At 36.2% G+C, this 14,584-nt stretch carries 13 protein-coding genes; all 13 read right to left on the bottom strand.

Going from position 1 to position 14,584, the window contains the following annotated elements:
* Positions 1–164: 164 nt before the first annotated feature.
* Positions 165–2,978 (bottom strand): triple tyrosine motif-containing protein, encoded by a 2,814-nt coding sequence (locus ABVM49_RS04330; protein ID WP_405203191.1) that lies wholly within the window; start codon positions 2,976–2,978, stop codon positions 165–167.
* 156 nt (positions 2,979–3,134) lie between these two features.
* Positions 3,135–3,998: an ATP synthase F1 subunit gamma gene (gene atpG, locus ABVM49_RS04335; protein ID WP_035326320.1), complete on the bottom strand. Its 864-nt coding sequence runs from the start codon at positions 3,996–3,998 to the stop codon at positions 3,135–3,137.
* Positions 3,999–4,119: 121 nt separating this feature from the next.
* Complete coding sequence (gene atpA, locus ABVM49_RS04340; RefSeq protein WP_035326318.1) at positions 4,120–5,697, bottom strand: F0F1 ATP synthase subunit alpha; 1,578 nt, start codon at positions 5,695–5,697, stop codon at positions 4,120–4,122.
* 62 nt (positions 5,698–5,759) lie between these two features.
* Positions 5,760–6,296, bottom strand: a complete 537-nt coding sequence (gene atpH, locus ABVM49_RS04345) for an ATP synthase F1 subunit delta (RefSeq protein WP_405203192.1) — start codon at positions 6,294–6,296, stop codon at positions 5,760–5,762.
* A 22-nt stretch (positions 6,297–6,318) separates the two neighbouring features.
* Positions 6,319–6,819: a F0F1 ATP synthase subunit B gene (locus tag ABVM49_RS04350; protein ID WP_035326314.1), complete on the bottom strand. Its 501-nt coding sequence runs from the start codon at positions 6,817–6,819 to the stop codon at positions 6,319–6,321.
* 98 nt (positions 6,820–6,917) lie between these two features.
* Positions 6,918–7,142, bottom strand: coding sequence for an ATP synthase F0 subunit C (gene atpE / locus ABVM49_RS04355; protein ID WP_269465683.1), 225 nt, complete (start codon positions 7,140–7,142; stop codon positions 6,918–6,920).
* Positions 7,143–7,182: 40 nt separating this feature from the next.
* The gene (gene atpB, locus ABVM49_RS04360) at positions 7,183–8,361 is read right to left on the bottom strand and encodes a F0F1 ATP synthase subunit A (protein ID WP_038598225.1); all 1,179 of its coding nucleotides are present in this window, start codon (positions 8,359–8,361) and stop codon (positions 7,183–7,185) included.
* An 86-nt stretch (positions 8,362–8,447) separates the two neighbouring features.
* A complete protein-coding gene (locus tag ABVM49_RS04365) occupies positions 8,448–8,849 on the bottom strand; it encodes a DUF6168 family protein (RefSeq protein ID WP_405203193.1) in 402 nt (133 codons plus the stop codon).
* On the bottom strand, positions 8,850–9,065 hold the full coding sequence (locus tag ABVM49_RS04370) for an AtpZ/AtpI family protein (RefSeq protein WP_375252104.1): 216 nt from the start codon (positions 9,063–9,065) through the stop codon (positions 8,850–8,852).
* Positions 9,034–9,438, bottom strand: coding sequence for a polymer-forming cytoskeletal protein (locus tag ABVM49_RS04375; protein WP_038598219.1), 405 nt, complete (start codon positions 9,436–9,438; stop codon positions 9,034–9,036). The genes ABVM49_RS04370 and ABVM49_RS04375 overlap by 32 nt, the downstream gene beginning before the upstream one ends.
* Before the next feature lie 24 nt (positions 9,439–9,462).
* Entirely contained in the window at positions 9,463–12,000 is a 2,538-nt protein-coding gene (locus tag ABVM49_RS04380) for a tetratricopeptide repeat protein (protein WP_405203194.1), read from the bottom strand.
* Between the two features lie 324 nt (positions 12,001–12,324).
* Positions 12,325–13,038: an ABC transporter ATP-binding protein gene (locus ABVM49_RS04385; RefSeq protein ID WP_405203195.1), complete on the bottom strand. Its 714-nt coding sequence runs from the start codon at positions 13,036–13,038 to the stop codon at positions 12,325–12,327.
* A gap of 7 nt (positions 13,039–13,045) precedes the next feature.
* Entirely contained in the window at positions 13,046–14,515 is a 1,470-nt protein-coding gene (locus tag ABVM49_RS04390) for a DUF5687 family protein (protein WP_405203196.1), read from the bottom strand.
* Positions 14,516–14,584: the final 69 nt, after the last annotated feature.

Consider the following 14,584-nt stretch of genomic DNA (forward strand, 5'->3'; position numbering starts at 1 on the left):
TAATAAGACATAATTATAACTCGTATTGACAAAAACGTATTGTATACTTATAAACGAAGCTTACTTAATTCTTACGCAAACGTTATAAACTAATCATTGTTGTGGTTATGTTGTAGTAAATTACAACAATGATGTACTTATATAATCTCACTACGTAGAGGTCTTTACATCTTTATGAAGTAATCATTGAGCTGTATAGATCTGTCTAAATTAATTTTTTTCCTCAAACGATATCTTTTAATTTCAACACTTCTATGAGATATATTAAGTAGTGGAGCAATCTCCTTTGAGCTTAAGTTAAGACGCAAGTACACACAAAGTTTTAAATCATTTGCAGTTAATTCTGGGTGAATTTCTTTTACTTTTTTAAAGAAGTCTTTATCTGCGTGATTAAATGCTTTCTCAAAAAATACCCAGTCTTCGTTAGTACTAATATTCTTATCAATATCCTTGATAATCGCTTTAAGTTCTGGGGTAGGTTCAAGTTTACTAAGCTTTTCTTTTATAGACTTAAGCGTTTTACTTTTATTTACCATTGCCAGTGTAGAAGTTGCTAGCTCTCTATTTCTAGCACTTATATCATCTCTTAAATTTTGATTTCTGAGCTCAATATTTTCCTTTTCTACAGCCAGAGCCTTTAGATCCATATCTCTTTTTGTTCTTTCTAAAGCTTGATCTTGTTTTCGTTTGTATCTTCGTTTATTATGTTGTTGAAACGCTAAGAAAACAAGAATAGCGAGTATAGAATAGAGAATGATTGCCAGATATGATGTATACCAAGGTCTGTCTATCGTAAAGTTATGTGTAGCAACATTTTCTGAAACATTATCTCCTACCTTTGCCCTAACTTCAAATGTATATGAGCCTGGAGAAACATTTGCAAATTCTTGTCTATTTGTGGTTGTCCACTCACTCCATTCATCATAAAAGCCCAGCAATCGATATTGATAACTGGTTTGTTTAAATTTATCATATTGAGCCACGTGATAGTTAAAAGAGATATTATTTTCTTTAAAACTAAAATTTGAATCTTCAAAAAGTGACACGACGTGAGGTGTTCCCTCTATTGGATTGTTTTCTATACGGTTAATATGGACGCTATATTTCTCTTTATCATTGTAGGGCGAAAATATTAGATATCCGTGAGAAGTTCCTAATAGAAAATTATTTGATGAAATGGAGGTGATGTTTTCAAAACCTTGTGCGGCATTACGGTCTCGTTGCGGAATATAAATTTTATTAATAGACAACTCGGTGTCCAAAGGATCTTTAGAAAAGTAAACAACATCTTCATCTGTAAAAGCCCACATCTTGTTACTTTCATCATTTATGAGTTTGCCAGAAACAAACTTATTGTCATAAATGGCACTTATTTTATCTTCTCTACTAAATGTGTTGGTAATATCGTTGTACTTATAAATACCATTCTTATTTGCGTAGTAAATTGTATTGTCAAATTTAGAAAGGCTTGAATGTTCTCCTTTATTTACCGATGGATTCAGATCATATGAGCTTACCTGCTTGAGTGTACTGTCCATTTCAACTCTATAAACACCTTTATATTCGTTATTTACTAAAATAACAGTAGGCGAAATAAACTCAAAATACCGTGATGATATATCAAAGCCTTTAATTTTATTACGGAGTTGCCATCCATTTTCTGATTTTTCTAAAACATATAATCCATCGTAATTACCTTGTAAAAGCAGATTAGGATTGTCAGGTATAGTGCGTATCGTCCAAGTGCCTTGGGGTTTCGCAATTTGTTTTGCTATACCTTTTTCAACAATGTAAGTGCCATTATTATGACCGCAGAAAAGTATGTTTTGTATGACCTTTAAATCCCAAACCTGCTCCTCGGTACCCGGAACAAGTTTAAAGTCTTTACTATCCAGATTTCTATAAAATAAACCTTGATTTGTGCCTAGGTAAAGTGCATTATTATGAATAGCTGATACATATGTTGTACCCAACCTCCCTTGTTCATCGTAGTAATTACGTACGGGGCTCGTTGTGTTTATACAAGCAATTCCATTATCCAGACCTACCCATATATTCTTAGATTGATCTTCATAAATAGCCAGTACAGTATTATTACCAAGGCCTTTATTCTGAGTTACTTGGTAATCTAGTGTGCCATCTTTAGACAATTTTATAAGACCGTTTGCGACGGTTCCTATAACTAGTGATTTATCAGAAAGTTCTATAGAGCGATACAAGGTCATATCTTTAATATATGACGCTGCAGGGTATGCCCAAGCAGTAACCTCCGTAGGTGTAATTTTAAAAATCCCATGTTTTTGGGTTACTCCTAACCAATATGATTCTCGCTGGTAGAGCCCTATAAAAGTTTTATTTTTAAATACATCTCTTGTATCGTAGCTTCTGGCTTGACCATTTTCTATTATAAACAATCCCTTTCCTTGTTCTTGAAATAGTAAGTTACCGTCTATTTCAAACAGTCTGAAAATAGCATTCTTTATAGCTACAGCAATATAGGTTATGCTATCATCTTTAGGGTTATAAACATAAATGCCGTTAAGAGATTGTAAGAGCACTTTGTCTTTGTAAGATATAATCTTCCAGATTTGCTCCCCTTCTATCATTGAGTGGCTTAAAAGGCTACTGAGTGATGTGTATTGTAGTATACCATCACGGTCTTTTTTCCAAAATCCAAAATCCATATGAGCCCCTGTGTAAACTCTATCCCCTACAGCAGCAACAGATCTCAAAATTGTCTCGTTAGGTGAAGGTCTCAAGCTCCATTGAGCACCGTTGTATTGTAAAAGTCCTTTGTTGTTTGCAAAATAGATGATCCCATCATCTCCTTGAGATACTTGCCAGTTCTGGTTATCTGCACCGTAAAGTGACGGCTCAAAATTTTGAATAGGAGGTAACTCTTGTGCTAGAGCACAGTTACATAACAAGCTAGTTATGAAAATAGTAATTAGAAATGTGGTGTTCTTTACAAAATTCAAAGCCTATAATTCTTGAAATTATCTTGAAAAGATACCAATAATAACTCTTTTATCTTGTCATAGTTAGATTTAACCTATAACAAAAATCCCTAACCATTATGGCCAGGGATTTCATATTTCAAATTGTGTTGTATAATTAAATGACTTAAACAGCTATTAATTATTTAAAGCTTCTGCACCACCTACAATCTCGAGTATTTCGTTTGTAATAGCCGCTTGACGCGCTTTGTTATATTGTAACTTAAGTGCATCTCTAAGCTCTGTTGCGTTATCTGTTGCTTTGTGCATCGCAGTCATACGTGCACCGTGTTCTGATGCTACAGAGTCTCTTATACCTTTAAAAAGCTGTGTCTTTAATGCTTTAGGAATTAATCCTTCTACAATCTCTTCTTTAGACGGCTCAAAGATATAATCTGCAGTGGCAGTTGTTTCTTCTTGTACTGTTGCTACGATAGGTAGAAACTGCTCAGGAGTAACAATTTGCGTTGCTGCATTTTTAAACTTGTTATAAATGATGTCTATACGGTCATATTCACCAGCTTCAAAGCGAGCCATTAAGTCTTCTGCAATAGCTGATACGTTATCAAAAGTAAGATCATCGTAAATATCATTGTTATTTTCGATTACCTTAAAAGTCTTACCAAGTATAGCATCTGCTTTTTTACCTAAGGTTACTAGGTGTACTTCTTTGCCAGCATACTTTGCAGCAACACGTGCATTTACACCTTTAATTATGTTTGTATTAAAAGCTCCTGCAAGACCTCTGTTTGATGAAATAGCTACAATAAGTACCTTATTAATCTCACGATCTTCTGCGAGTTTACTTCCAGAATCTCCTTCTAGCGTTGCACTTAAGTTCTGTAAAAGCTCAGTAAGCTTATCAGAATATGGGCGCATTGCTGTAATTGCATCTTGTGCTTTCTTCAACTTTGCAGCAGATACCATTTTCATAGCACTGGTAATCTGCATCGTAGAAGATACTGATGAAATTCTGTTTCTTATTTCCTTTAAGTTTGCCATCTTGTATAAATTCCCGTGTTTACAAGTAAGACTTGTTAGGCACGATTTGTCTTTAATTTTGACAAGTCTCCCGCTTGCGCGGGAGTTGTTGAATTATATTTTTCGCGAAAGCGAAATTCTACTAGTTATAGTTAGCAGATAGGTCTTTTGCTACTGCTACAAGTGTATCTGTAACTTCATCTGTAAGCTTTCCAGACTTAAGTGTATCAAGGATACCTCTGTGCTTTGCGTTTAAGAACTCGATATATTCTGCTTCAAATTCTTTTACTCTGTTTACAGGCACGTCACGTAATAAGTTTTTAGAACCTGCATAAATAATTGCAATTTGATCTTCTACTGTAAATGGCGTGTTTTCTGCTTGCTTAAGTATCTCTACGTTACGCTTTCCTTTTTCGATAACGTTAAGGGTAGCAGCATCTAGATCTGATCCAAACTTTGCAAACGCTTCTAGTTCACGGAAAGCAGCTTGATCAAGCTTAAGTGTACCAGATACTTTCTTCATTGACTTAATCTGTGCGTTACCTCCTACACGTGATACCGAGATACCTACGTTAATTGCTGGACGTACACCAGAGTTAAATAAATCTCCATCTAAGAAGATCTGCCCATCTGTAATAGAAATTACGTTTGTAGGGATATAAGCAGATACGTCACCCGCTTGTGTCTCAATGATAGGAAGTGCAGTAAGTGATCCTCCACCTTTAACGATAGGTTTAAGACTATCTGGAAGGTCATTCATTGTTTTTGCAATAGCATCATCATTAATCACCTTTGCAGCACGCTCAAGTAATCTAGAGTGTAAGAAGAATACATCTCCAGGGTATGCCTCACGTCCCGGTGGACGACGAAGTAGCAATGATACCTCACGGTATGCAACTGCTTGCTTAGATAAATCATCATAAATGATTAATGCCGGACGACCTGTATCTCTAAAGTACTCTCCAATTGCAGCTCCTGCAAATGGTGCATATACTTGCATTGCTGCAGGATCTGATGCATTTGCCGCTACGATAGTTGTGTATGCCATTGCTCCAGCATCTTCTAGTACCTGTGCAATAAGTGCAACAGTAGAAGCTTTCTGTCCAATAGCTACATATATACAGTGTACTGGCTCACCAGCATCGTAAAATTCTTTTTGGTTAAGGATAGTGTCAATACAAACAGTAGACTTACCTGTCTGACGGTCACCAATTACAAGCTCACGCTGCCCTCTTCCTACTGGTATCATAGCATCAATTGCTTTGATCCCTGTTTGTAATGGCTCTGTTACTGGCTCACGAAAAACAACACCAGGCGCTTTACGCTCAAGTGGCATCTCATAAGTTTCTCCAGCGATAGGTCCCTTTCCATCAATAGGAAGACCTAACGTGTTTACCACACGTCCAGTAATACCTTCACCTACCTGGATAGATGCGATACGTTGTGTACGTTTTACGGTATCACCTTCTTTAATAGATGAAGAAGTACCTAATAGTACAACCCCTACGTTATCTTCTTCAAGGTTAAGAACAATTGCCTCAAGACCGCTTTCAAACTCTACAAGCTCACCATATTGTGCGTTTGCAAGTCCGTAAATACGAGCGATACCATCACCCACAGTTAGAACTGTTCCTACTTCGTCAAGGGAAGCTGTTGCTTCAAAACCTGAAAGTTGTTTCTTTAAAATTGCCGAAACTTCTGCTGGTTTAACTTCTGCCATTTGATCTAAATTTATAAGTCCGCTTTCGCGAAAATTTTCTCACCTCACGATGAGCCGTTTATTTATAAACTGTTACTAAATTCTCTTTTTAACTTGCCTAACTGGCTGGCGATACTTGCATTGTACTGTGTATCACCTACTCTTAATACAAAACCACCTATGATGCTCTCATCGATCTCGTTTGTAAGAGTTACGTTCGTGCTTCCTGTAAGCTCTTTTACTTTTGCAAGAACCTTAGTCTCCAGTTCTGGAGTTAAAGCTACTGCTGTAGTTACTGTAGCACTCTCAATCTTATTGCTCTTATTGTACTCTGCAATAAAACTATCTGCCACACCACCTAGTAAATTTGCTCTACTATTATCTACAAGAACATCTACAAGACCTAATGTCTCTTTTGTACCGCCTGTAAATACCTGACGTAATACAGCGCGCTTATCGTCTGCTTTTATTACAGGACTGTTTAAGGCATTGCGAAGTTCTTTACTTCCTTCAATAGTAGCCTTTACAGATTTCATATCATTTAAAACTGCCTCTACAGATCCATTATCTTTTGCAAGATCTAGTACTGCTTTTGCATATCGTATTGCTGCTCTACTCATAGTGATAGCGGCTTAAAATCTGTTAGTTTAATGTTGCTTGACCTAGCATCTTGTCTACAAGACCTAGTTGCTTTTCTTTATCAGAAAGCTCATTTTTTACAACCTTCTCTGCAATCTCTACAGAAAGTGCTGCAACTTGACCTTTAAGATCTGCGATAGCGCTCTTACGTTCTGCCTCAATAGCTGCTTGTGCTTGAGCTACCATTTTATCCGCAGCGTCTTTAGCTTCTACCTTAGCGTCGTCTATCATTTTAGTCTTCATCTCACGAGCTTCTTTAAGCATCGCTTCACGCTCTGCTCTAGCTTCTTTTAAAAGCTTCTCGTTATCTGCTTGAAGACTTGCCATCTCTTTCTTTGCATTTTCTGCAGCATCAAGAGCTCCTTGTATTCCTTCTTCACGCTCATTAAGTGCGCTCATAATAGGTTTCCAAGCAAATTTTACCATAAGGAAAATAAGCAGTAAGAAAAGGATTGTTTGTTTTACAAACAGGTCAAGTGAAAAATTCTCTAATAATTGTTCCATCTCAAAAGTGGTTCTGTGTTCTTATAATCTTTGTTTAATTAAATTCAACTCCTGTAACCAACCGTTACAGGAAATTGAATTTTTAGAGTTGATCTGGATTAAGCTCCTAATATAAGCGCTCCAAATGCAAGTCCTTCTAAAAGTGCAGCAACGATAATCATCGCAGTCTGGATTTTACCAGCAGCCTCAGGCTGACGAGCAATTCCTTCCATTGCAGCTCCACCAATCTTACCAAGACCGATACCACCTCCAATTACTACTAGACCAGCTCCTACTAAATTTGGGAACATTGGTGCTACTTCTTGTACTAATGCTAAAGACATAATAGTGTATATAAAAAATTAAACAAATAAAAATTCTTAATTAAGTGAAGTTCTTACGGATAACTTCAGTGTCCTCAATCTCCTCTCCTAGCTCGTCGTGCAGCTCTTCATCGTGATGATCATCTGCAACTGCCATACCTATAAATAGTGCAGAGAGTGTTGTAAATATATAAGCCTGTAAGAATGCTACTAGCACCTCAATAAGCATTATGAATAATGATAAAAATAATGATACAATAGTAGACCCTGTTGCAGATAAGCTTTCTTGCATAAGAATACCTACCGCTACAAGACTCATTACAACCGTGTGACCTGCAGTAATGTTTGCAAACAGACGTACTAATAATGAAAATGGCTTAATAACTAGTGTACCTATAAGCTCTATAATACCTAGTAATGGTCTAAATACATAAGGAATACCTGGCATCCATAACATATGCCCCCAGAAGTGTTTATTACCACTAAATACATAAATTACTAATGTAATAACAGCTAGTGCCGCAGTAACAGCAATCTGACCTGTAACATTAAAGCCGAATGGCATTAAACCTACAAGGTTAAGTATCCAGATAAAGAAGAATACAGTAAGAAGGTATCCAGTAAATTTTCTATAGCTCTCACCAATGTTTGGCTTAGCAATTTCATCACGTACATAAACCACTAGTGGCTCAAGTACACGTCCAAATCCAGTAGGAACTTGTTTGTTTTTGTATTGTCTTGCTAGTCTTGAGAACCAAAACAGCATTAATAAACCTATAAGTAATATCCCGAAGACACTCTTTGTGATAGATAAATCAAAAGGCTTTGAAGCATTTACTGCGTGGTGCTCTTCATCAAACTGAACAGCAGCCTCACCAGCATTAAGCTCATATATTTTACCGTGAAGTTTTACAAAGCGGCTATCACCTTTTTCTACAACGACAGTTCCATCATCATCGTGGTGAAACTCTGAAGACATAAAAGCTGTAAAGCCATTTTCTCCCCATAACATTACTGGTAAAGGAAAACCCCAGTGATGCTCAACTCCATTATCATCAAAAGTTGAGAATAAATGGAAGTCGTGAGAGTCCTTTAAGTGATGTTGTATGTACTCATTAATCTCCGTTCTTGTATTAACAGGATCACCCTTTTTTGCTCCATCTTTTCCGTAAACAGAAAAAGAAGTCAAAAGCACAAGAACTAATGTTAAAAATGAAATCGATTTTGATGCTATTTTCATTCCAATATTTTCAATAAATGACGTGGCCTAAAATTCTGTGCAAAAGTACTCATTTTCTTCAAAATAAAATAGATTTCGTAATTATTTCAATTTTGAGTCTCTCTATTCAAGATTTTCACAATAACAATTACCTCGTAAAAGATAAATATGAAGATGGGTAACAGTAGAGAAACACTGTCTATTTTACTCAAATCAGGTCCAAAAAAAATAACATCTCTAAAAAGAACACAAAAGAATAAAACTTTTACCGCCATAGATCCTAAGTATAAAAAACCTAATTGATCTTTAAACTCTTTTGTGAGCGAGGCAAGTAGCTCAAAGACTACCACAAGTACATAAGATGCTACTGCTTGATATATGTACACACTCCATAAACTGTATGGATGATAGATCTCAAATTTCAATGTGAAATAATAGTGAACGTTATAACTAATAAGAAATAAGCTTATAACACCCAGTGTATAAAGAATTAATTTTTTAATCAACACTTATTTATTGAGACGCATTACCCCTTTTATGACGAAGTAGATAGATAGAAAAATAGCAAAGAGTGTAACTGTTTTTTCTAAGTATGAAGTTTCAAATTTTTGATCTAGCCACACACCTAGTAAATTACCTAAGTATATAGTCACTCCCATCTGCAGGGCAATAGTAGAAAATCGTGCCCAGTTTTTAAGCGGAGCGTTCTCCTTTTCCTTTGGCATTAGAAAGTGATTTAAGATTACCTTTCATCTCACAAGATGCATTAAATGTAGCTCCAGGCTCTACAGCAAGTTTGCCAGTGATTACTTCTCCCTCTATATGTGCAGAGGTCTTTATAGATAGTAAATTTTTAATCTCTAATCTACCTACAATTTTACCCTCTACATCTGCATCATTGCAAATTATAGTGCCAGTTACAACACCTGTTTTGCCCACCACAATTTTATTTGGAGCAGTTATATTGCCTTCTATAACACCATCTATACGAAAACCTCCCTCTGAGGTTACATCTCCTTTAAGAGTAGTGCCTTGACTAATGCGGTTTTGCTGGTTTGTAAGAGCTGGTCCTTTTCCTTTTTTGTTATCTGAAAACATCTGTAAGGGGGTTATTTTTTAATCTCAATTTGTTTTTTGTGCCTTATAAGCATCAAAGTTTTTATGTACTTGGATGATCTTATAATTTTCTGAAGCAATAATAGTATTAGGTCGTGTAATTCTCACCTCATCATTTACTGCAAGTAATTCAACAAGACCTTCGGCTTGATTTCTACTATCTAAAAAGTGTATTACTACAAAAGACTCTTTCTCATTATATACATCTATAGAGGTAGAAAACTGTGTGTAACCTATTTTTTCAAAGCTCTCTACAAGTCTCCTCTGAAAATCGCGCGCTCCCTGCAAGTCAGAACTTGTAAACGAGTATAGCACCTTATAGTTTATAGAAATTGCCTCGTCATCAAAGTTTTCAAACTTCATTGTAGGCAAAGCATTACGCAATAAGTTTTGAGCTTTCTTACCTTCTTCTGTACGTGGGTAGGTAAGTGCTACATAATTAAGGCTCTCTTTGTAAGCATCATACCCCTTGTATCTGCCCAACACGGTTGCTTTAAGCAGTTCAAATTTAGGTAAATATGGATCTCCATAAAGTTGATCAATTTTCACTTCTAGATCTGAGAGAAGACCTGCATATTCCTGGTTTTGAAAACGCTTGTATAACCCTTTATAAATTTCTTCTGGAGCCTCTGCATCGGCCTCAAGTGCTGTGTTAGGATTATTTATTCTTGTAGCATAACGAGAGTCTGGATACTTTGTGGTAATCTCATTTTTATAAGTTTTCGCTTTCGCGAAAGCGCCCATAGAATCATACACTTGATACAAGTTATAGGTAGCTGGTAACACAAGTTTCTCATCAGGTTTGAAACTTAATAGCTTTTCTAAACGACTTGCTGCCAAAGGATATTCTTTAAACTTTTCTTTATAAATAAGACCTAGCTGAAAGTATGCAAAGTCTCGCTCTTTAATGAGGCTATCTATTTGAGTTCTATCTCTAGGTAGTGTTGCAATATAGTCTTGTGCTGTTTTCTTTTGTGTCTCCTCTTCTTCTTGGAGTGCTACCGGCAAGGGACCTCCGTTACTAGCTGGAGTTTGTTTTGATGAGAGGCGCCATCCATCTACTAGTCTTCTTTTACCCCATCTGCGCTCAAAGGCTTGCTTACCATAGGCAACGGCTACATCATTATAGAAGTAAAATTCACCCGGTGCTGCTTGCGTTTTTTTACGAGTACTAGCGTTACTATTAAAAAACTCGTTGTTACGTATTTTATCTACTCTAGCGATAGAGTCTGCAGCTTCTTTTGCTTTAAGCTCTGCAATATAATTTTCAAAATATGCTGTTAGATCCTCTTCAGACATTGTAACTAGCGAAATTATACTGTCATTACGAAGGGTAAGATCCTCATAAGCAATAACGTCTGTAAGGTTATCACGTTTCTTTTTTACAGATCTATACTCTCTTGTACGGTCGCTTATTTTACCGAGCATACTATCGTAATAAGCACCAGCAGTTTTATATGCGGCTTGCTCAAAGTTATAATCTGCAAGTGCAAGATAATCTCGTGATACAAGATAGTTATCTGTGCTGGTCTCCCTTAATGACTTATTATAGTTTGCAATAGCAGAGTCTTCTTTACCTAGGCTCATATAATAGGCAGCCTTTGTGTAATATATTTTATCTAAAAATGGTCTATTCTCTCTATTGCTTACCATTTTATCTAGGCGCTCTCTTAGTGCAAGAGTATCTTCTGTAGTAAGGTCACTATTACGTATTTGTTCCAGATGTGCATTTATATGATACTTGCGCGGTATCTTTCTATTAAGGTCTATTACTTCTTGAAAAGCAAGATTTGCACTATCTTTTTTATTGAGACGATTATACAGCTGCCCCTTAATGTAATTATAACGACCTCTTTCTTCATACTTACGAGTAAGGTCTGATGCTTCTTTTATATAAATAAGAGCACTATCTGGTTTGTTTAGATTAAGGTAGGCCTGGGCGAGCATTGCTTTTGCATCTGCAATGTCTTGGTTTTTAAGATTCTTCTCTACTTTAAAAATCTTATTGAGATTTTCTATAGCAATCTCATTATTTTCTAGCCTGATGTTTGTCTTTTCCTTCCAGACTTTAGCCTGAGCAATATTGTTACTCTTAGGGTAGTAAGCAAGTACGTAATTAAAAGCTTCGAGTGCTGGTACAAATTGCTGGTCAAAATATCTTGCTTTGCCTAATAGTAAGAAGGCCTCATCCATTTGTGGGTTGCGCTCTTCTCCATCTATTTTCATAGAGTGGCGTTGTATGGCTTTAATTGCTTTTTCTTCTGCTCTTACAAAGTTAGGATCTCTGTTTTCTTCACCTAATGATGTATTTTCTTCAAATGATATGCGCTCTATAGGTAGTACCTCCCAGTAGTTATCATCAAAGGTTTGTATAAGTGCGTTCTTACCTTCATCTAGGGCAACATTACCATTATATAGTGTATTGAACTCTGTGGTAACCGCGTGATAGTTGCGACTTATAAATGAATCTTTCTTGCGAGAGCAGCTCACAAGAATTAATACAAGAATACTTGTACAAAGGATACGTCTTAAGAGTATTATCAAACCTGTTGTGTTTTTACTAAAAGGAACTGTAATTTACCCATTTTAGTATGGAAGCGTGTAAAAATACATTTCTTTTTGAAAAAACATAGATTTCCCTCTTTTTATTAGGACTCTTCACGCCACATCCTGCTTTTAGTAAAATAATTTATGGATGTCATAAAAAAAGTTAAGAAAATTCTTAAAAAAAACCGCTGTTTTTTCGGTTGATAACTAGCACTTTAGTATTTTTACTGTTCAAGTTGCATAAACTTGAAGAATTAAGTTGGGGAACTTAGGAAATGGTCGCTTTATTGTGGCCATTTTTTTTACCCCTATTTTAAGCCACTATTCAACTACAACTTCATTACCCGCAAAGTAAGCCTCGAGATCTTTGAGAGTAGCTGGAGAGGTAATAATATCTTTTACTAAGCTCCCTTTCTCTAAAACTACAATACGCTCACAAACTTCTGTTACGTGCTGAAGATCGTGACTAGATACCAAGACAGTTACCTCTCTATCTGATGCCATCTTTTTTATAATTCCTTTTAAACGTATTTGCGTAGTAGGATCAAGATTTGCAAATGGCTCATCAAGTATAATTACATCTGGACTCCCTATTAATGTTGCTACAATACCTACCTTTTTTTGATTTCCTTTTGAAAGGTCACGTAAGTATTTACGTTTTCCTATGATCTCATCATTAAAGAAGTCTTCAAAGGTTGCTAGCAATGCATCTACATCTGCCTTATTTTCTCCTCTTAGATCTCCTATAAAATAAAAGTACTCTTCTGGAGTAAGGTATCCTATAAGGAAAGTTTCATCTATAAAGGAAGCCGTGTGTGTTTTCCAGTCTTCGCTCTCATTTACTTTTACCCCTCCATTTTCTATATAACCTGTAGAAGGTTGTATAAGATCTAGCAGACAGCTAAAAAGCGTAGTCTTACCGGCCCCATTATTACCTACAAGTCCAAAAGACTGACCCTTTGGGATTTCAAAACCTTCAAGGTTAAGAACTGTAACTCCGTTATATGATTTTGACAAGTTGTGTACTGTGATCATCGTCTCTCTATTTTGTTTGTTTGTAAGCTGCAAGCGTTTTATACTTCTCAGTCTTATATATTTTTATAATCTGGTCAAATACTTTGTCTCTAAAAGCAAAGCCTATAAGCCCTACTATAGCGACTAGTGCATAGCCCAGTGTAGGTCCTACCGTAAAGTGCCCTATCGCATAAAGTGCCATAGGTCCAAGCATTTTAGGTAAACTCACAAGCAGTGTTTTAAGGTTAAAAGAACTCTTGTCTCCAAAGGCCTTTTTGCCACTCTGTAAGTCTATAGGCGTTTTTATATAAGCCCCACCTAGTAATACAAGGTGTGCATTTATACCCATATTAAATATAGCTCCTACTAGTACTGCAATAAGTATATCCCACCCAAAATAAATATAGGGTATACATAATATGGCCGAAAAGAATGTAGCAATCACCACAAGTAACCACTTAGACTTTAAGTAATCTTTATAGGCAATATTTTGTGTCATCATAAGTGGGTAATAGGCACTATCCCAAGATGGAACAAACTGCCCAAAACTAAAGAGGAAACCACCACTCACAAATACTGCTGCAAACATCTTCCAGAAAGGACCATCATAAACCTCAACTGCACCCGTAAAAAAGAGCAACCCGTAAAACAAGAACATAACACTCATAAACACTGTAGTCTTAGAGCGTTTATTTCTCATTATAAGTCTAATATCATTTTTAAGAAAAGTAGACTGCTTCCCAAAACGATCTAGCCACCCTAAATCTCCGCCACTTGCTTCACTCACCTTTTTTGCCAGCCCTGCATCTAGATATAGTCTTGCAAGAAAGTACTTAAAAGCAACCGTTGCTACTGTAACAAGTAATGCTATAGGAAATATAACAGGCCACATATACTCATATAACCCTTGAAAAAACGGTTGTGTAAACGCCGTGATATCAAAATAGCCATAATACTGAGCAAAGCCTAAAGCGGCAAATAATGCTCCTACACTCAACACAAGCCACAGCTTATCATTTAAAAAGACATTAATAAAATTATTTGCATATATAAAGCAAAACATTGCCACGTGCCACGCAATCACACCTAGCGGATTAAAACCCTTTGCCAGTAAAACAATAGAAAATGGAATAAAGAAAAAAGCGTGCATCCAGTTCCAGAAGGCAAGTACCGTTTTACCAAGTGCAAACTTTACAATCTTAGTCTTTTTAAAAGGTAAAAGTAATAGCGGTTTAATATTTACCACAGGCATTTTTTGCCCCATATATCTTATTATAAGATCACCTACTATGTAGTAAATAACAAATGTATTTACGGTAGAGAAAGGCTCAAGGTCTGCTTTTTCAAGACCCATATATAAAAGAACTCCCATACCACCCAACCAGAAAATCATTGATAAGGCTCCAAAAACCATCAAAATTTTAAGTGCAAGGTTAGTCCCAAAAGCAGGACTTCTAAAAAATGCCTTCCACTCAAGGCTTACAAATTGTTTGACCATAATTTTCGGTTGTTTAGCGAGGTATAGGTATTTAAACTACTCGTAATGTTACACATAAAACGCATTGCT

The organism is Dokdonia sp. LLG6352-1 (genome assembly GCF_045055815.1).
GTDB classification, from domain to species: domain Bacteria; phylum Bacteroidota; class Bacteroidia; order Flavobacteriales; family Flavobacteriaceae; genus Dokdonia; species Dokdonia donghaensis.